Source organism: Curtobacterium sp. MCBA15_016 (assembly GCF_001865105.1).
In the GTDB taxonomy this organism is placed as follows: Bacteria; Actinomycetota; Actinomycetes; order Actinomycetales; family Microbacteriaceae; genus Curtobacterium.
The window spans coordinates 49789-68672 of record NZ_MJGR01000025.1; the positions used below are offsets into that span (position 1 = coordinate 49789).

General features: G+C 71.0%; 18 protein-coding genes. 7 read left to right on the forward strand and 11 right to left on the reverse strand.

Annotated elements, in window-relative coordinates; genetic code table 11:
* Nucleotides 1–107: 107 nt before the first annotated feature.
* From BIV03_RS11370 to BIV03_RS11400, 7 genes are all read right to left on the reverse strand, one after another.
* Nucleotides 108–1397, reverse strand: coding sequence for a thymidine phosphorylase (locus tag BIV03_RS11370; protein ID WP_071295788.1), 1290 nt, complete (start codon nucleotides 1395–1397; stop codon nucleotides 108–110).
* Nucleotides 1398–1402: 5 nt separating this feature from the next.
* Nucleotides 1403–1801, reverse strand: coding sequence for a cytidine deaminase (locus BIV03_RS11375; protein ID WP_070419511.1), 399 nt, complete (start codon nucleotides 1799–1801; stop codon nucleotides 1403–1405).
* 163 nt (nucleotides 1802–1964) lie between these two features.
* Nucleotides 1965–3248: an ABC transporter permease gene (locus BIV03_RS11380; RefSeq protein ID WP_071295798.1), complete on the reverse strand. Its 1284-nt coding sequence runs from the start codon at nucleotides 3246–3248 to the stop codon at nucleotides 1965–1967.
* Nucleotides 3249–3253: 5 nt separating this feature from the next.
* Nucleotides 3254–4498, reverse strand: coding sequence for an ABC transporter permease (locus BIV03_RS11385; RefSeq protein WP_071295799.1), 1245 nt, complete (start codon nucleotides 4496–4498; stop codon nucleotides 3254–3256).
* 80 nt (nucleotides 4499–4578) lie between these two features.
* A complete protein-coding gene (locus tag BIV03_RS11390) occupies nucleotides 4579–6099 on the reverse strand; it encodes an ABC transporter ATP-binding protein (protein ID WP_071295789.1) in 1521 nt (506 codons plus the stop codon).
* Nucleotides 6100–6174: 75 nt separating this feature from the next.
* Entirely contained in the window at nucleotides 6175–7251 is a 1077-nt protein-coding gene (locus BIV03_RS11395; protein WP_070418441.1) for a BMP family protein, read from the reverse strand.
* 209 nt (nucleotides 7252–7460) lie between these two features.
* A complete protein-coding gene (locus BIV03_RS11400) occupies nucleotides 7461–8576 on the reverse strand; it encodes a mannose-1-phosphate guanylyltransferase (RefSeq protein ID WP_071295790.1) in 1116 nt (371 codons plus the stop codon).
* A 256-nt stretch (nucleotides 8577–8832) separates the two neighbouring features.
* Here BIV03_RS11400 and BIV03_RS11405 point away from each other — a divergent pair, with 256 nt between their 5' ends.
* The 6 genes from BIV03_RS11405 to BIV03_RS11430 all read left to right on the forward strand — a co-directional run bounded on the left by BIV03_RS11405 (nucleotide 8833) and on the right by BIV03_RS11430 (nucleotide 14416).
* Nucleotides 8833–10071 carry a glycosyltransferase family 1 protein gene (locus BIV03_RS11405; RefSeq protein WP_229086419.1) on the forward strand — a complete coding sequence of 413 codons (1239 nt, stop codon included), beginning with the start codon at nucleotides 8833–8835 and terminating at the stop codon, nucleotides 10069–10071.
* Between the two features lie 78 nt (nucleotides 10072–10149).
* Complete coding sequence (sdhC, locus tag BIV03_RS11410) at nucleotides 10150–10599, forward strand: succinate dehydrogenase, cytochrome b556 subunit (RefSeq protein WP_083295282.1); 450 nt, start codon at nucleotides 10150–10152, stop codon at nucleotides 10597–10599.
* Nucleotides 10600–10610: 11 nt separating this feature from the next.
* Nucleotides 10611–11057: a succinate dehydrogenase, hydrophobic membrane anchor protein gene (gene sdhD / locus BIV03_RS11415; RefSeq protein WP_070418438.1), complete on the forward strand. Its 447-nt coding sequence runs from the start codon at nucleotides 10611–10613 to the stop codon at nucleotides 11055–11057.
* A gap of 70 nt (nucleotides 11058–11127) precedes the next feature.
* Nucleotides 11128–12921, forward strand: coding sequence for a succinate dehydrogenase flavoprotein subunit (sdhA, locus tag BIV03_RS11420; protein WP_071295791.1), 1794 nt, complete (start codon nucleotides 11128–11130; stop codon nucleotides 12919–12921).
* A gap of 1 nt (nucleotide 12922) precedes the next feature.
* Nucleotides 12923–13696 carry a succinate dehydrogenase iron-sulfur subunit gene (locus BIV03_RS11425; RefSeq protein WP_071295792.1) on the forward strand — a complete coding sequence of 258 codons (774 nt, stop codon included), beginning with the start codon at nucleotides 12923–12925 and terminating at the stop codon, nucleotides 13694–13696.
* Between the two features lie 75 nt (nucleotides 13697–13771).
* Nucleotides 13772–14416 (forward strand): TNT domain-containing protein, encoded by a 645-nt coding sequence (locus BIV03_RS11430; RefSeq protein WP_070418435.1) that lies wholly within the window; start codon nucleotides 13772–13774, stop codon nucleotides 14414–14416.
* Between the two features lie 74 nt (nucleotides 14417–14490).
* Here the strand turns inward: BIV03_RS11430 and BIV03_RS11435 are convergent, their stop codons facing one another.
* The 4 genes from BIV03_RS11435 to BIV03_RS11450 form a co-directional block, all read right to left on the reverse strand.
* Nucleotides 14491–15153, reverse strand: a complete 663-nt coding sequence (locus BIV03_RS11435) for a DUF805 domain-containing protein (protein ID WP_083403381.1) — start codon at nucleotides 15151–15153, stop codon at nucleotides 14491–14493.
* Nucleotides 15150–15674, reverse strand: coding sequence for a DUF805 domain-containing protein (locus BIV03_RS11440; protein WP_071295793.1), 525 nt, complete (start codon nucleotides 15672–15674; stop codon nucleotides 15150–15152). The genes BIV03_RS11435 and BIV03_RS11440 overlap by 4 nt, the downstream gene beginning before the upstream one ends.
* A gap of 72 nt (nucleotides 15675–15746) precedes the next feature.
* Nucleotides 15747–16691 carry an NADP-dependent oxidoreductase gene (locus BIV03_RS11445; RefSeq protein WP_071295801.1) on the reverse strand — a complete coding sequence of 315 codons (945 nt, stop codon included), beginning with the start codon at nucleotides 16689–16691 and terminating at the stop codon, nucleotides 15747–15749.
* A gap of 10 nt (nucleotides 16692–16701) precedes the next feature.
* On the reverse strand, nucleotides 16702–17964 hold the full coding sequence (locus tag BIV03_RS11450) for an ice-binding family protein (protein WP_071295794.1): 1263 nt from the start codon (nucleotides 17962–17964) through the stop codon (nucleotides 16702–16704).
* Nucleotides 17965–18150: 186 nt separating this feature from the next.
* On the opposite strand from BIV03_RS11450, the gene BIV03_RS11455 reads away from it, so the two are divergent.
* On the forward strand, nucleotides 18151–18884 hold a 734-nt coding region (locus tag BIV03_RS11455; RefSeq protein ID WP_071295795.1), incomplete at its 3' end, for a diacylglycerol kinase family protein.

The following is an 18884-nucleotide window of genomic DNA, read 5'->3' on the forward strand; positions in this document are numbered from 1 at the left end:
ACCCCGCGCAGGCACCTGTGCACAACAGACGACGGGACCCACTGGAGGCTCTCCACAGCCGGGCAGGCAGCCGCAGCCCGGCCGGTGGCCGGTCCCACGGCCGGGGTTCAGCCCGCGATGCGCTCGCGCACGATCGGCCCACGCAGAGGCGCCTCGGTGCCGATCGACCACGCACCCTCGAGCGACTCGAGCGCCCGCGGGATCCTCGACGCGTCGTCGGTGTGCAGCGTCCAGAGCGGCTGCCCCGCGGCGACGGTGTCACCGGGCTTGACGTGCAGCTCGATGCCCGCCCCGGCCTGCACCGGGTCCTGCGCGCGCGCACGGCCGGCACCCAGGCGCCAGGCCGAGACGCCGAACGGCAGGGCGTCCTGCTGCGCGAGCACGCCCGACGACGGCGCGGTGACGACGTGCTGCTCGCGGGCGACCGGCAACGCGGCTGCGGGGTCCCCGCCCTGCGCCTGGATCATCCGCCGCCAGGTGTCCATCGCTCGGCCGTCGGCCAGTGCGGCGGCAGGGTCGGCGTCCGGCAGCCCGGCCAGCGTGAGCATCTCGGTCGCCAGCGCCACGGTCAGCGCGACGACGTCGGCTGGACCCCCGCCCGCCAACACGTCGACCGACTCCCGCACCTCGAGCGCGTTGCCGATCGTCAGCCCGAGCGGGACCTCCATGTCGGTCAGCAGCGCCGAGGTCTTCACCCCGGCGTCGTTCCCGAGGTCGACCATGGTCTGCGCGAGCTCGCGCGACGCCTCGTACGAGGGCATGAACGCCCCTGACCCGAACTTCACGTCGAGCACGAGCGCACCCGTGCCCTCGGCGATCTTCTTCGACATGATGCTCGACGCGATGAGCGGGATGCTCTCGACGGTGCCGGTGATGTCCCGCAGGGCGTAGAGCTTCTTGTCGGCCGGCGCCAGGCCGGTACCGGCGGCGCAGATGACCGCGCCCACGTCGGTCAGCACCTCGAGGAGACGGTCGTTCGACAGCGCCGCCTGCCACCCGGGGATCGACTCGAGCTTGTCGAGCGTCCCGCCGGTGTGCCCGAGCCCGCGGCCCGACAGCTGGGGTACCGCGACCCCGAACGACGCCACGAGGGGCGCCAACGGCAGCGTGATCTTGTCGCCGACGCCACCGGTCGAGTGCTTGTCGACCGTCGTCTTGCCGAGCGACGAGAACGACATCCGCTCCCCCGACGCGATCATCGCGAGCGTGAGGTCCTTGATCTCGCGCCGCTCCATCCCGTTCAGGAAGATCGCCATCGCCATCGCCGCCATCTGCGGGTCCTCGACGTAGCCGCGCGTGTAGGCATCGACGAGCCAGTCGACCTCGGCGGTGCTCAGGGCGCCCCCGGAGCGCTTCGTGCGGATGAGGTCGACGGTGTCGAACGGCTCGACGGCCATGTGGATCAGTGCTCCTGCTGGTAGGTGGCGAGGGTCCGCGGCCCGAAGGCGTCCGGCAGGACCTCGTCGATGGTGCGGATGCCGGAGACGGTCTCGAGCAGCATGCCCTCGGTGGAGTGCTCGAAGAGCAGCTGGCGGCACCGGCCGCACGGCATCAGGGTCGCCCCGTCGCCGTCGACGCACGTGAACGCCACGAGCTTGCCGCCGCCGGTCATGTGCAGCTGCGAGACGAGCGAGCACTCCGCGCAGAGCGTCACCCCGTAGGACGCGTTCTCGACGTTGCAGCCGGACACGATCCGGCCGTCGTCGGTGAGCGCCGCGGCTCCCACGGGGAACGACGAGTACGGCGCGTAGGCGTGCCCCATCGCAGCCGTCGCGGCGGTCCGCAGGGCGGTCCAGTCCACGTCGGACGGGAGGCGCGGCTCGGCCCCCGTCCCGTCGGCGGCGGTCCGGCCGCCGCGCCCGTCCAGGGCCGTGGCCGGGTCCGCCCAGGCGGTCGCGTCGGTGGACGCGACCCGGTCGTCGCCCGAAGCGTGCGTGTCGGTCATGTGCCGTGCCTCCTGGCCGTCAGCTCTTGATGTACGGCTTGCCGGCCGCCGCGGGACCGCGCACCTGCCCGACCAGGCCGGCGACCGCGAGGATCGTCACCACGTACGGGAGCATGAGCAGGAACTCGCTCGGGACGGGCGAACCCTGGACGACGCTGAGCGCGTTCTGCAGGTTGGACGCGAACCCGAACAGCAGGGCCGCGAGCATCGCACGGATCGGGTCCCAGCGACCGAAGATCACGGCGGCGAGCGCGATGTAGCCAGCGCCGGCGGTCATGTCCTTCGTGAAACCGCCGACCGCGTCGAGCGTGAAGTACGCACCGCCGAGACCGGCGATGGCGCCCGCGAGCGAGACGTTCCAGAACCTGGTGCGGTTCACGTTGATACCGACCGTGTCCGCGGCCTGCGGATGCTCGCCGACGGAGCGGAGGCGCAGGCCCCACCGGGTCTTGAAGAGCCCGAACGTGACCACCGCCACCGCCACGTACGCCAGGTACACCACGACGGTCTGCTCGAAGAAGATCGGGCCGATGATCGGGATCTGGTGCAGCAGCGGGATCTCGAGCTTCGGGAAGCGCAGGCCCACGTTGAGCGTCGACGCGTTCGGCGAGAGCACCTGCGAGTACAGGAAGCCGGTCAGCCCGGAGACGAAGGCGTTGATGACGACACCGACGATCACCTGGTCGACGAGGTACTTGATGCTGAACGCCGCGAGGATGAACGACACCAGGACACCGGCGACGACGGCACCGACGAGGCCCGCCCACGGTGTACCCGTCACCGACGCGACGAGCGCCGAGGTGAACGCACCGGCGAGGAACTGGCCCTCGATGGCGATGTTCACGACCCCGACACGCTCCGAGATCACGCCGCCGAGGGCGCCGAACACGAGCGGGACGCTCAGACCGAGCGCGCCCACGAGCATGCCCGGAATCGTGATCGAGTCACCCGCGACGGCCCAGGCGAGGAAGCCCACGACGAACACGATCGCGAACAGCGCGGTCACCCAGAGGCGGACCCGACGGAACGCGCGCGTCTCGACGACCGCGTAGACGGTGGCGAGTGCGAGGAGCACGATGACGACGACGCCCGTAGCCGTGGACGGCAGCGGAAGGTTCGGCAGAGCGAAGAAGTCACCCTTGGAGGACAGGCGGAACGTGGCCGTGCCCGGTCGGTGTGCGACGCCGAAGAGCAGCAGCGCGATCACGGTGAAGACGCCGTACCCGATCGCGGCCTTCCAGCTGCGGGTCGTCTCGAGGCCGCGGCCTTGCGCGGGGAGCGCGGGGACCGCGGTGGGGGTCATGGTGCTCACGCGGCGACCGCCTTCTTGCTCTGCTTGTTGCGGGTTCGGCGACGAGCACCCGGCTGCGGGATCCGGAAGATCGCGCGGACGAGCGGCGGCGCCGCGATGAAGAGGACGATGAGGGCCTGGATGACGCCCACGATGTCGATCGGGATGCCGTTCGCGGCCTGCATGGCGTAGCCGCCGTTCTTCAGCACGCCGAACAGGATCGCGGCCCAGAACACGCCCCACGGCTTCGACCGGCCGAGCAGCGCCACGGTGATGGCGTCGAACCCGATGCCGGCGTCGATGCCGGAGGTGAACCCGGTCGTGACCGCGCCCTGCACCTGGTACGCGCCGGCGATGCCGACGAGGGCACCGGAGATGACGAGGACCCAGATGGTCAGGGACGGCACGCTCATGCCCGCCACGCGCGCGGCACGCGGGTTCTCACCGATGGTGCGGAAGCGGAAGCCGAGCGAGGACTTGTTCACGAGCCACCACACGACGACGACCGCGATGATCGCCACGACGAAGCCGAGGTCCACGCCGTAGCGCACCCCGAACAGCGGCGGGAGCACCGCGCTGTCCTTCGTCGCGGGCGAGATCGGGTTCGGGCTGCCCGGCGCCTGCAGCAGGCCCGGCGTGCGGAGCAGGTAGCTCACGAGGTACAGCGCGACGTAGTTGAGCATGATCGTGAGGACGACCTCGTTGGCACCCGTCCGCGCCTTGAGGACGCCGACGATCCCGGCCCACACCGCACCGCCGACGATGCCGGCGATGATCGTGAGCGGGATGTGGATCGCCGCGGGGCCGTCGAACGAGAAGCCGACCCAGCCGGCCGCCGCGGCGCCCATCAGGATCTGGCCCTGGCCGCCGATGTTGAACAGGCCGGCGCGGAACGACAGCGCGATGCCGAGACCGGCCGCGATGAGCGGCACGGCGTAGTCGATCGAGCGGGTCAGCGGCACGATGGCCTGCTGGAAGCTCGACGCGCCGAAGTTGACGACGGACCCCTCGAACAGCGACGCGTACGCCCCGCCGACCGCGGTACCGATCGCCCGGAAGGTGTCGGCCGGACGGGCGAAGAAGTACCCGGCGGCCGAGCGGACGTTCTCGTCGGTGATGGCGATGAGGATGCCGCACGCGACGAGGGCGAGCACGACGGCGAGGACCGTGACGAGCGCGGAGCCGTTGACGATGCCCTGCAGTGCGGCCTGCCAGCGGTCGCCGCCCTGGCGTCGCTCGGTGTCCTCGGCGGAGTCCGTCATGAGGTGCGGGGTGGACTCGACGTCCTGCAGGCGGTCGTCGGTCAGCGGTGCGTCCGGCTGCGTGTTGTCTGGCGTGTTGCTCACGCTGCCAGCTCCGTTCCTTCTGGGAGTTCCCCGGCCATCATCAGGCCGAGGACGTCGCGCGGGGTGTCCGCGGGGACGATGCCGACGATCCCGCCGCGGTACATCACGGCGATCCGGTCGGCGAGCGCCACGACCTCGTCGAGCTCCGTGGAGACGACGATGACCGGGACACCGGTGTCGCGGGTGGCGACGATGCGCTTGTGCACGAACTCGATCGACCCGACGTCGATGCCGCGGGTCGGCTGCGCCGCGACGAAGAGGCGCAGGTCGCGGCTCAGCTCGCGGGCGAGGACGATCTTCTGCTGGTTGCCGCCGGACAGCCGGCCGGCCGCGGTGGTGCGGCTCGGCGTGCGGATGTCGAACTCGGCGATCTTCTCGTCGGCGAACGCGTCGCGCTCCGCCGATCGGATCGTGCCGGCGCGGACGAACTCGGCGTGGTCGGCACGGTCGAGCATGAGGTTCTCGGCGATGGTGAACTCGCCGACGAGCCCGTCTTCCTTCCGGTCCTCCGGGACGAAGCCGACGCCGGCGTCGAGGATCTGCTTGACGGTGCGGCCGGTGAGCTCGCGCCCGTCGAGCGTGACGCGGCCGGCGTGCACCGGCTCGAGGCCGAGGATCGCCTCGGTCAGCTCGGTCTGCCCGTTGCCCTGCACCCCGGCGATGGCGAGGACCTCGCCGCGCCGGACCGTGAACGAGACGTCGTCGACGAGGACGATGCCGGACGGGTCGGTGACGGTCAGCCCGTCGACGACGAGCGCGTCCTCACCACCGGTGGCCGGTGCCTTGTCGACGACGAGGGAGACGGCACGGCCGACCATGAGCGCCGCGAGCTCGTTGTTCGTCGCGGTGGGCGATGCCTCGCCGACGACCTTGCCGAGGCGGATCACGGTGATGCGGTCGGCGACCTCGCGGACCTCGCGCAGCTTGTGGGTGATGAACACGATCGCGGTGCCGGCCGCACGGAGCTGCCGCATGATGCCCATCAGCTCGTCGGTCTCCTGCGGGGTGAGGACGGCCGTCGGCTCGTCGAACACCAGGACCGAGGCGTCGCGGGACAGCGCCTTGATGATCTCGACCCGCTGCTGGACACCGACGGGGAGGTCCTCGACCTTGGCGTCCGGGTCGACGTCGAACCCGAAGCGCTCGGAGATCTCCCGCACGCGCTTGCGGGCGCCGGCGAGGTCGAGCCGGCCGCCGAACGCGGTCTGCTCCTGGCCGAGCATGACGTTCTCGGCGACGGTGAAGACGGGGACGAGCATGAAGTGCTGGTGCACCATGCCGATGCCGGAACGCATGGCGTCACCGGGTCCGTCGAAGTCCTGGACGACGTCGTCGAGGAGGATCTCGCCCTCGTCCGCCTGGTACAGGCCGTACAGGACGTTCATCAGGGTCGACTTGCCGGCGCCGTTCTCCCCGAGGAGACAGTGGACCTCACCGGGCTCGACGGTGAGCGAGATGTGGTCGTTGGCGACGAGGGGGCCGAACCGCTTCGTGATGCCGCGGAGTTCGAGCTTCATGTTCTCTGGGTCTGTTTCTGTGATCGACGCACGGAAACGCGGGCGAGGGAGGTTCCCCCGCCCGCGTTCACCGGACTACTTGACGGTCGCCTTGGTCTCGACCTTGATCGAGCCGTCGATGATGCCCGACTTGATGGTGTCGAGCTCCTTCTCGAGGCCGCTGTCGACCTTGTCGGCGTAGTCGTGGAACGGCGCGATGCCGACGCCGTCGTTCTTCAGCGTGCCGACGTACGGCTCGTTGGAGTACTTCTTGTCGGCGGCCTGCTCGACGACGTCCTTGACGGCGGGGCGCATGCCCTTCTCGACGGACGTGAACGCGATGTCCTTGTAGCGCGGGTCGGCCTCGTAGAGGTCGCTGTCCGCACCGATCAGCACGGAACCGTTGTTCGCGTCCTTGATGGCCTCGGCAGCCGACTGGTAGATCGGGCCACCGACGGGCAGGATCACGTCGGCGTCCTGGTCGATCAGGGTCTGCGCGACGGCCTTGGCCTGCGTGCCGGCCTCGAAGCCGCCCGTGAAGGAGCCCTTCTGGCTGTCGACGTCCCAGCCGACGACCTTGACGTCCTTCGACTTCTGCTCGTTGTAGTACTTCACGCCGTCCGCGAAGCCGTCCATGAAGATCGTGACGGTCGGGATCTGCATGCCACCGAAGGTGCCGACGACGCCGCTCTTCGAGTACGAGGCGGCCGCGTAGCCGGCGAGGAACGCCGCCTGCGAGGTGTCGAAGGTGATCGGCTTGACGTTCTTCGCGTCGATCGAGTTGTCGTCGATGATCGCGAAGTCGGTGTCGGGGTTCGCCGCGGCCTGCTTCTTCGTGGCGTCGGCGAGGTTGAAGCCGACGGTGACGATGAGGTTGCAGTTCTGGCCGATGAGCTGCTCGATGTTCGAGTCGTAGACGGTGGCGTCCTTGGACTCGGCCGACTTGTAGGTGGCACCGAGGTCGGACGCGGCGTCCTTCATGCCCTCGAACCCGAGCTGGTTGAACGACTTGTCGTCGAAGCCACCGGCGTCGGAGACCATGCAGGGGCGGAAGCTGGTCTTGTTGTCGCCGGACGCGGTGTCGGACGGGGCGGCCGAGCAACCGGCGAGGACGGCGACGGTACCGGCGAGCGCGAGGGAGCTCAGCAGGACCTGACGGGTACGAGATGTCACGGGTGGGTTCCTCCGGGGAGCGTGCCCGGACCACGTGCGTTCCGGGCGATCGTGGCGACAGTACACGACCGCCCGGCCGGTACAGAACGCCCCTGAGGGACTCCTGGGATCAGTTACGGGATCGCGACCGCGCCGAAACGCGCCCGTAACGCGAAGTCACGGTTCTGCCCCCAGTTCGGGGGACGTCAAGCGCTTTTCGTGATGGAGCGCTACAGGACGTCGCCGCGGCCGCTGATCTTCAGTGCATCCACCACACCCTTGACGCGCTGCGCGTTCGCACTGGTGGTCACGAGCAGGGCGTCGGGGGTGTCCACGACGACGATGTCCTCGACGCCGATGAGCGAGATGAGCCGCTGGCTGTGCGAGACGACGATGCCGCTCGACGAGTCCGCGAGGATGCGAGCGCCGTCCCCGAGCACCGCGAGGTTGTTCGCGCGGCCGCCGGACTGCAGCTTCGCGAGCGAGGCGAAGTCGCCGACGTCGTCCCAGTCGAAGTCGCCGGGGATGACCGCCATGCGCCCTGCGGCGGCGGCGGGCTCGGCGACCGTGTAGTCGATGGCGATCTTCTCGAGGTTCGGCCACACCGCGTCCACGACGGCACCACGGGCCGAGGTGTCCCACGCGTCGGCGAGCTCCTCGATGCCGGCGAGCAGCTCGGGCTTCGTCCGGCCGATCTCGGCGAGCAGCACGTCGGCGCGGGCGATGAACATGCCCGCGTTCCAGAGGTAGGTGCCCTGCTCGACGTGCGAGCGCGCGGTGTCGAGGTCGGGCTTCTCGACGAAGGAGCGCACCGCGTGGGCGGTCGGGGCGCCCTCGATGCCGATCGGGTCGTCGTGCGCGTGGATGTAGCCGAAGCCGATCGCCGGCTCGGTCGGCGTGATGCCGATCGTCGTGATGTAGCCGGCGCGTGCGGCGACGACCGCTTCGCGGACCGACCGGCGGAAGCCCCGGGCGTCACCGATGACGTGGTCGGCCGCGAAGGAGCCGATGACGACGTCCGGCTCGCGGCGGCGCAGGATCGCCGCGGCGAGGCCGATGGCCGCCGTGGAGTCCTTCGGCTCGCTCTCGAGCACGACGTTGTGGTCCTCGACGCCGGGGAGCTGCGACTCGACGGCGACACGGTGCGCACGGCCGGTGACGACCATGATCCGCTGCTCGCCGGCCAGTGGCGCGAGACGGTCCCACGTCTGCCGGAGCAGCGAGGTGCCGGACCCGGTCAGGTCGTGCAGGAACTTGGGCGCGTCGGCACGCGACAACGGCCAGAGCCGCGATCCGATGCCCCCGGCGGGGATGATCGCGTAGAAGTCCTCGAGTGCGTCTGCCACGTGCTCACCGTACCGGTGCGGCCGGGCGCGACCTGGGTGGTTCCCGCACGCTTCCCGCACGCACGCGGTGCGGGAGTCCGCACACGGCCACCGCAGCCGGCCCGCCGGTCGTGCGCCGCGCCTCCAGTCCGATCGTCCACCACACGCGGACGCGACCGTTCGCCACCCGCAGACGCGGCTGTTCACCGCCTGCGTGCCGGGCGTTCACGTCGACGGCCCCGCGGGGACACGCCGTGCGCGGAGCATGGACACCGCCATGAACGCACGCAGCGTGGAGCGCGGCACGTCCCAACGGACCGTCGCCGTCGTGACCGAGAGCTTCCTGCCCACCCTCAACGGCGTCACCACCAGCGTCCTCGCGGTGCTGGACCACCTGGAACGCCGCGGTCACCGCGCGGTCGTCATCGCGCCGGACACCCCCGGCATCGCGCAGTTCCGCTCGCGCACCGCGGTGGAGCGGTACCGCTCCTTCGACGTGCACCGGGTCCCGGCCGTCGCGTACCGCCAGTTCCCGGTCGCGCTCCCCCACCCGGTGCTCGACACGATCCTCGCCGCCTCCGGCGCCGACGTGCTCCACGCCGCGAGTCCGTTCCTGCTGGGTGGGCGCGCGATCACGGCGGCCGGGAGGCTCGGCATCCCCTCCGTCGCCGTCTTCCAGACCGACGTGGCCGGGTTCGCCCGCCGCAACGGCCTGACCGCGACCGTCCCGTTGGTGCGGAAGATCCTCGGACGCATCCACGCCGGCGCCTCGCTGACGCTCGCGCCGTCGAGCGCGACCGCGGCGATGCTCGCCGAGGACGGCGTCCCCCGCGTCGCGCGCTGGGGCCGCGGCGTCGACACCGAGCTGTTCCACCCCGCGCGCCGCTCGTCGGCGCACGTGCGGGCGCTCCGGCGGCGGATCGCCCCGCGCGGCGAGACCATCGTCGGGTACGTCGGGCGGCTCGCGCCCGAGAAGGAGGTCGAGCGGCTCGCGGAGCTCGGCGGCATCCCCGGGATCCGGATCGTGGTCGCGGGCGGTGGTCCGTCCCGGGCCGCGCTCGAACGGCGTCTCCGCCACCTGGACGTCACGTTCACCGGTCCGCTCCGCGGGGACGCGCTCGCGGACGCGTACGCGGCCCTGGACCTGTTCGTCCACACGGGACCGGCGGAGACCTTCGGCCAGACCCTGCAGGAGGCGCACGCCAGCGGGCTGCCGGTCGTCGCGCCGAGCGCCGGCGGGCCGCTCGACCTCGTCGCGCCGGGACTCGACGGCGAGCTGTACGACCCGGACGAGCCGCAGGCCCTGCGTCGAGCCGTCCTCGCCCTGCACCACGACCGCGCCCTGGCCGAGCGGATGGGCTCCGCCGGGCGGCTCCGGGTCGAGGGGACGACGTGGGAGGCGATCGGCGACGAACTGCTCGACCACCACGACACGGCCCGCACGATCGGCGCGCCGCCCGCCACGACGCGGGGTGCCCGGACCGGTTGGCACGAGAAGGTCAGCGCACGCGCATAGGATGGGTCGTGTTCCACACGAACACGAACGGCAAGGGCTCGCCGATCGGGCGAGCCCGTCCTATGGGAGGACGAGCTCATGGCCGAGCAGACCGCAGGGGGTACGGCGACCGCCGCACCCCGGGTGACGATCGAGGCGCCGCGCGCTTCTCGGACACCGCAGGGGACGCTCTACCGGGGGTCCACCGGCATGTGGTCCTGGGTCCTGCACCGCATCACCGGTGTGGCGATCTACTTCTTCCTGCTCGTGCACATCCTCGACACCGCCCTCGTGCGGCTCTCCCCCGAGGCGTACAACGCGGTCATCGGCACGTACAAGACGCCGATCATGAACCTCGGTGAGATCGCGCTCGTGATGGCCATCGTGTTCCACGCGTTCAACGGGCTCCGGATCATCCTCATCGACTTCTGGTCGAAGGGCCCGAAGTACCAGCGGGCCATGTTCTGGATCGTGATCGTCCTCTGGGCGATCGCCATCGCCGGCTTCCTGCCGCGCCAGCTCATGAACCTCGTCGCGGACTTCAACTAGGGGGCATCCGGATGACCACGCAGACCATCGAGCCCCCGCGCTCGGCAGCAGCAGCCCGCCGCTCCACCAACTGGGAGAAGTGGGGCTGGATCTACATGCGCGGCTCGGGCGTCCTGCTCGTCGTGCTGATCTTCGGGCACCTCTTCGTCAACATGGTGGCGGGCGAGGGCGTCAAGCAGATCGACTTCGCGTTCGTCGCCGGCAAGTGGGCGTCGCCGTTCTGGCAGGTGTGGGACTCGCTCATGCTCGTCCTCGCGCTGATCCACGGCTCGAACGGCATGCGGACGATCGTCAACGACTACGTGTCGAAGCCGGGCATCCGCAAGACCCTGCTCGTCGCGATCCTCATCGCCTGCGTCGTGCTCATCGTGCTCGGCCTGCTCGTGTGCTGGACGTTCGACCCGTGCCCCGCCGGCGCAGCCGCCGCGGACCTGCCGTCGTTCTGCCCGGCCCAGTAGCCGCAGCACGCGTCCTCGACCTCGCCGCCGCACGCCCCTGCCGGCGCGGCACCACTCCTGAAAGGCCCCAGTGACCGAGACCACCGTTCACCACCACCAGTTCGACATCGTCATCATCGGCGCGGGCGGTGCCGGCATGCGTGCCGCCATCGAGGCCGGCCCGAAGGCGAAGACGGCCGTCATCTCGAAGCTGTACCCGACGCGATCGCACACCGGTGCGGCGCAGGGCGGGATGGCCGCGGCGCTCGCCAACGTCGAAGAGGACTCGTGGGAGTGGCACACCTTCGACACGATCAAGGGCGGCGACTACCTGGTCGACCAGGACGCCGCCGAGATCCTCGCGAAGGAAGCCATCGACGCGGTCATCGACCTCGAGAACATGGGCCTGCCGTTCAACCGCACGCCCGAGGGCAAGATCGACCAGCGGCGATTCGGCGGTCACACCCGCGACCACGGCAAGTCCCCCGTCCGCCGGGCCTGCTACGCCGCGGACCGCACGGGCCACATGATCCTGCAGACGCTGTTCCAGAACTGCGTGAAGCTCGGCGTGAACTTCTTCAACGAGTTCTACGCGCTCGACCTCATCATGGTCGACGTCGTCGGCGAGGACGGCGTCACCCGCAAGCAGCCCGCCGGTGTCGTCGCCTACGAGCTCGCGACCGGTGACCTCCACGTCTTCCACGCCAAGGCGATGATCTTCGCGACCGGTGGCTTCGGCAAGATGTACAAGACCACCTCGAACGCCCACACCCTGACCGGCGACGGCGTCGGCATCGTCTGGCGCACCGGCCTCCCGCTCGAGGACATGGAGTTCTTCCAGTTCCACCCGACCGGGCTCGCCGGCCTCGGCATCCTCCTCACCGAGGGCGCCCGCGGCGAGGGCGCGATCCTCCGCAACGCCTCGGGCGAGCGGTTCATGGAGCGCTACGCCCCCACCATCAAGGACCTCGCCCCGCGCGACATCGTCGCCCGGTGCATGGTGCAAGAGGTCGCCGAGGGCCGTGGCGCCGGGCCGAACAAGGACTACGTGCTGCTCGACTGCACGCACCTCGGGGCCGAGGTACTCGAGACCAAGCTCCCCGACATCACCGAGTTCGCGCGCACCTACCTCGGTGTCGACCCGGTCGTCGAGCCGGTGCCCGTCATGCCGACGGCGCACTACGCGATGGGCGGCATCCCGACCAACACCGACGCCGAGGTCCTGTACGACAACACCACGGTCGTTCCCGGGCTCTACGCCGCCGGCGAGTGCGCCTGCGTGTCCGTCCACGGTTCGAACCGCCTCGGCACCAACTCGCTGCTCGACATCAACGTCTTCGGCAAGCGCTCGGGCAACAACGCGGCCGAGTGGGTCAAGACCGCCGAGTTCCTCCCCCTGCCCGATGACCCGGCCGCCGGCGTCCGCGACATGCTCGCGCAGCTCCGTGCCTCGACCGGCACCGAGCGCATCGCCGTGCTCCGCAAGGAGCTGCAGGACGAGATGGACAAGAACGCGCAGGTGTTCCGCACCGACGAGTCGCTCGCCCGCGTCACCGAGACCATCCACACGCTCCGGAACCGCTTCCTGCAGGTCTCCGTGCAGGACAAGGGCAAGCGGTTCAACACCGACCTGCTCGAGGCCGTCGAGCTCGGGTTCCTGCTCGACCTCGCCGAGGTCGTCGTGTACTCCGCCCGGAACCGCAAGGAGTCCCGCGGCGGCCACATGCGCGACGACTACCCGAAGCGCGACGACGAGAACTACATGCAGCACACCATGGCGTACCTGACGGGCGACCCGCACTCGTCACTCGCCGACGACCACATCACCCTCGACTGGAAGCCAGTCGTCGTGACGCGGTACCAGCCGATGGAGAGGAAGTACTGAGATGACCGACACCCTGGTCTCCGACGCACCCCGCACCGACACCGTGCAGGACGCCCCTCCCGGATCGTTCCCGGTGACGCTCATCATCCGCCGGTTCGACCCGGACGTCGACGACGAGCCGCGCTGGCAGGACTTCGACGTCATGATGCTGCCGACCGACCGCATCCTCGACGCGCTCCACAAGATCAAGTGGGACCAGGACGGGTCCCTGACCTTCCGGCGCTCCTGCGCGCACGGCGTCTGCGGCTCCGACGCGATGCGCATCAACGGGCGCAACCGGCTGGCGTGCAAGACGCTGATCAAGGACCTCGACGTGTCGAAGCCGATCTACGTCGAGGCGATCAAGGGCCTGCCGCTCGAGAAGGACCTCGTCGTCGACATGGAGCCGTTCTTCAAGTCCTTCCGTGAGGTCCAGCCGTTCCTGCAGCCCGCGACCGCCCCCACCCCGGGCAAGGAGCGCATCCAGTCGGTGGCCGACCGTGCGCGCTTCGACGACACCACGAAGTGCATCCTCTGCGCCGCGTGCACGTCGTCCTGCCCGGTGTTCTGGACGGACGGCCAGTACTTCGGTCCCGCCGCCATCGTGAACGCGCACCGGTTCATCTTCGACTCGCGCGACGACGCGGCCGACGTCCGGCTCGACATCCTCAACGACAAGGAGGGCGTGTGGCGCTGCCGCACGACCTTCAACTGCACCGACGCGTGCCCGCGTGGGATCCAGGTCACGAAGGCGATCTCCGAGGTCAAGCAGGCCGTCATGCGGGGCCGAGCCTGACGACGTCGCCGGGACGGGGCCGACGCTCGGCTCCGTCCAAGGCACGTCAGGGGCACCACCGATAGGCTCCGCTCCATGACCTTCGCGGACACCCGCCCCATCCTCGACCAGCTCGGCTACACGATCCGCTACGTGCAGCTCCCCGGAGAGACCCTGCACGAGCCCCCGGTCGAGGGCGCGCTCCGAGTCGTGGCGGTCGAGGGCACGGGCGACTTCGCGCTCGAGGTCGTCGACTACGGCACCGCGCGGCGTCTCGCGACCGCCCGGGGCGAAGCGGACGCGGTCGAGATGCTCCGTCGCTTCCTCAACCGGCCGTTCCCGGCGCCGAAGGACATCCCCCGGTACGAGCTCGACGGGCTCCGCGACCGGGCGGCGTCGACGTACCCGCAGCTCGCGCAGCAGGTGGCGCAGGCGGGCGAGCAGGGCCTCACGATCCAGGTGCCGGCCGGCGTGCCCGTGGACCGCGTCGGTGGCCCGGACGGCTACCTGCTGCACCCGCTCGACACCCCGCTGCCGCAGCGCTCACTGCCGCCGCACGTCGCGTCGGCGCCCGAGACGCACCGCTACCTGGTCGAACGGCCGTTCCTGGTGACGGTCCGGTTCGTCCAGCCCTGGTTCGACCAGCCCGGAGGCGCGTTGCGCTTCCAGACGGCGGATCCGTCCGTCACGGTGCGCGATCTGGTCGTGGACGGTTCGCTCTCGCGGCTCCGGGTGGTCTGACCCGCGCCCCGACCGCAGCACGACGAAGCGGCCCGCCCCCTGCCGGGGCGGGCCGCTTCGTCGTGGTGGTCGCGCTACCCGAGATTGGGGCGGTCGTACTGCGCACCGGCCGGGTTCGACTCGAGGGCGCCGAACACGATCCCGGCGATCCCGACGAACAGCGCGATGAGCCAGAACGGTCCGGCCAGGTTCGCGTCGTGCACCCGGCGCCACCCCAGGGCCAGGCTCGGCACGATCGTCGCGAGCCACCAGAGCCCCCAGACCCCGCCGATCAGCAGCGCGACGACGGGCGGCCCCACGGCGTCGGACCGTGTCACGCCGTACGCGTCGGTCGAGGTGTTCGCCGCGATCCACGAGAACAGTGCGACGAGGTAGGCACCGAGGAAGACGAGGTTGACCAGCCCGTTGGCGAGCGCCCAGAACCAGAACTCGCTCCGGCTGGCGCGCCCGTCGAACCGCGCGTACTTCTTGAAGAAGCGCGTGGCGGCGTCGAGGAAGCCGATGCCGTACCAGGGTGCCCAGAGCGGGGGCGTGCCGTCCGGCCCGACCGGGATCGGGGGCTGGAGCTGCGCGTACGGCTGGCCGTACGGCGGGAACGTCTGGCCGTACTGCTGGCCGTACGGCTGCCCGGCCGGCGGCTGCTGCCCGTAGGGCAGCGAGGGCTGGCCGTTCGGCTGCCCGGCCGGCGGCTGCTGCCCGTCCGGCTGTCCCCACCCGGGTTCGCCGCCGGTCGTCATCGCGAACCGGTCGGTCGATCGAACCGGGCGCCCTGCGGGTTCGACGGCAGGAACATCATGATGAACACCGCGACCGCACCGAGGAACGGGATGAGCAGCAGCAGCGCGAAGAGCCCGTTGATGTTCGCGTCGTGGAGGCGTCGCACGATGAGCGCCAGCGTCGGGATGATGAGCGCGAGTCCGACGATCCAGAAGGCCGTCCCGGCGAGCGGGTTGGTCGACATCGTCGAGAAGCCCACGTACGTCGAGGAGGTCGTGGTGGTCGTCGTGCCGGTGGCCGCCGTCAGGATGCCCGTGATGATCGACGCCACCGTGCCGATGATGGCGCTCCAGAGGTACCACCACCAGTACTCGCTGCGGCTCGCGCGGCCGCTGAACGTCGCGTACTTCTTGAAGAAGCGCGAGAACGCCTTGCCGAACGAGATGCCGTACCAGGGCGCCCAGATCGGCGGTTCGCCGCCGGGCCCGGTCGGTGCGGGCTGCTGGCCGTACGGGTTCTGCGGCGGGTACTGGTCGGTCATGGGTCCCCCTCGGGTGTTGGCTGAAGTACGAGTGCGATTCAACCAGAACGCCCCGGCCACGTCCGCGCCGGGTCAGGGGACGAGCGCGAGCTTCCCGCCGGGGTGCTGCGACTCGAGCACCTCGGCCGCGGCCTTCGCCTCGGCGAGCGGGAACGTCCGCGCGACGGGGACGGCGAGTTGCCCGTCGCCCGCGAGGTCGATGAGTCGCTGCCGCACCGAGTCTCGGAACACCTTGCTCTCCGGCTGGGCTCCGCCGATCGCACGGATGCCGTCGGCCCCCGCTCGACCGAACGCGGCGATCGTGACGATGCGCGACCGGTCCGCGACGAGCGCGAGCGAGACGTCGACGGCCTCGTCGGTCCCGACGCAGTCGAGCGCCACGTCGACGCCGTCGCCCGTGCCGTCGGCCACGAGTGCCCGGACCCGGTCCTCGAGTCCGTCGCCGTACGCGATCCACTCACCGCCGAAGTCCGCGACGGTGTCGGCGTTGCGCTCGGAGGCGGTGCCGATGACCCGCGCCCCGAGGAGGCGGAGCTGCTGCAGGAGGCTGACCCCGACGGCACCGGCGGCACCGTGCACGAGGACCGTGTCGTTCCCCGAGGCCCGGGTCACCCGGAGCATGTCCGCGGCGGTGGTGCCGGTGAGCAGGAGGTTCGCGGCCTCGGGGAAGCCGAGGACCGCGGGCTTGGCGAACACGTCCCGTGCCGGCACCGTGAGTCGCTCGGCCCAGCCACCAGCGACCCGGAACGCGAGGACCTCGTCACCGACCGCTCCCCCGCCGGACGCGATCTCGGTGTACGGACCGACGGCGCTCAGGACGCCCGCGACCTCGTAGCCGATCGCGATCGGCAGGTCCGACGGGTCGCCCTGTCGGGTGTGCTTCGTGTCGGCGGGGTTCATGCCCGCAGCGCGGATGTCGATCGTCACCTCGCCGGGCCCCGGGGCCGGCACCTCGGTCTCGACGTACTCGAGGACTTCGCTGCCGCCGAACCGCGGGGCCACCCAGTGCTTCGTCATGCTCCCGACGCTACGCGCGCTGTGCCGGACGTCGTCGGGCACGCAGGGTACGGGACCGCAGCACGAGCAGCGCGGAGCCGGCGACGAGGAGTGCTCCGGCGATCGTGAGCGGCACCGTCGGGTCGCTGCCGGTGAAGGCGAGTTCCGCCGGGGAGTTCCCGGAACCACCGCTGCCCGAGCCCGCAGCGACCGGCACGGCCGGAGCGCTCGACGTCGGTGCCGAGGGAGTGGGGGTCGGCGTCGGGACCACCGCGGGAGCGCGGACGGTGAGGACGTACGTCTCGGTGTCGGCCGGGGCCGTGCCGTTGTCCGCCGTGATCGTCACCGTCGTGGTGCCGGGCGTCGTCGGGGTGCCGGAGATGACCCCGGTCGTCGGGTTGATCGTGAGGCCGGGCGGCAGGGTCCCGCCGTCCGAGTACGTGGGCGCGGGCGTTCCCGTCGCCGTCACCGGGAACGAGTAGGGCGTGCCGGCGGTCGCGGCCGTGGGGGTGCCGGACGTGATCGTCGGAGCCACCGTCTCGGAGGGGGTGCCGGGGGCCGGGCACCCGGTCGGCGCGGTGATGGTGTTCGTGTCGAGCGTGACGGCAGCGGTGCGCGCGAGCAGACGCCCGACGACGGTCGCACCCGTGGTGGCCGTGACGGACTGGTCCGCGAGGACCGTGCCCTGGAACTGCGCGGCGCTGCCGATGGTCGCCGAGCTGCCGACTTGCCAGAAGACGTTGCAGGAGCTCGCGCCACCCGTGGTGAGGATGCGCGTGCCCGATCCGATCGTCAGCGTCGACGCGGCCTGGAACACCCACACGGAGTCGGCGCTGCCCGCGAGCGTCAGCATCCCGGTGTCCGCGAGTCGCAGTGCGTCGCCGGTGTAGACACCGGGCGACAGGCTGAGGCCGTTCAGCTCCGAGACGCCGGTCTGCGTCGGGGTCAGCGACGCCGCCACGTCGTACGCGGTCGTGGTGTCGGCCTGGGCCTGGGTCGCTGCCGCGTCGGTCTGGTGCACCGTGCCGTTCACGATCCCGTTGCCGGGTCCGCCGAAGCCGGTGATCGAGGTCCCCGGCGAGAGGCCGAGGTCGCCCTGGACGGTGGTGGGTCCGGTGTTCGTGACGGTCGAGGCGCCGAGGACGCCGTACGTCGCGGCCGTGCCGAGCCCGATCGGACCGTCGATGACGGTCGCGGCCGAGGCGGGACCGGAGGACGCGAGCGCCAGCGCTGCCGCCAGTCCGATCCCGGTGCCGATGAGGGTGAGTGAGCGGACGATGGGCGTGCTGGCCATGACGGCCCCTGCCTGTTCAGGAGAGGTACCGCACAGGTGTCGAAGTCACCCGGCACTCGCCGTGCCGCGAGTCTCGCTCGCGCACCTGTGCGTGAGGGTCCCGATTGCCAGGTTCGGCGGATCCGCGGGGATCGGACACACCGGTCCGCGGCGCGATCGCCTCGCGTCCGGCGGTACCGTCGACTGGTGCCCTCCACTCCCGCAGCCCCCGACCGCACGCACCGGACGGACGGCCCGCAGCACGCGGCCGTCGTCGTGAACCCCTCCGCGGTCGACCTCGCCGCCCTCCGCTCGGCGGTCGCCACCGAGCAGGGGTCGCTCGGCTGGGCCGACACCGCCTGGTTCGAGACCGCGGCCGACGACGACGGCCGCGCCGCCGCACGCGCCGCCCGTGACAGCGCACCCGACGTCGTGCTGGTCGTCGGTGGCGACGGCACGCTGCGGGTCGCGGCCGAGGTGCTGCACGGCTCCGGCATCCCGATCGCCCTGCTCCCGACGGGCACCGGCAACCTCTACGCACGGAACCTCGGCATCCCGATCGGTGACGTCACCGCGGCCGTCCGGTCGGCGTTCCACGGCGCTGACCGTGCCGTCGACGTCGCCTTCGCCGCGCTCACCACCGCGGACGGGGACACGACCGAGCACGCGTTCCTCGTGATGGCGGGGATCGGGCTCGACGCCCGGATGGCCGCGGACACGAACGTTGGCCTGAAGAAGCGCTTCGGCTGGCTCGCCTACTCCGACCCGATCATGCGGTCCGTGGTCGGCAACCGCCAGGTCGACCTCCGGTACCGCCTCGACGAGGGCGACGAGCACAGCATGCGGGCGCACACCGTCATCGTGGGCAACTGCGGGACCCTCACGGCCGGCCTGCTGCTCCTCCCCGAAGCGCAGCCGGACGACGGGCTCCTCGACGCGGT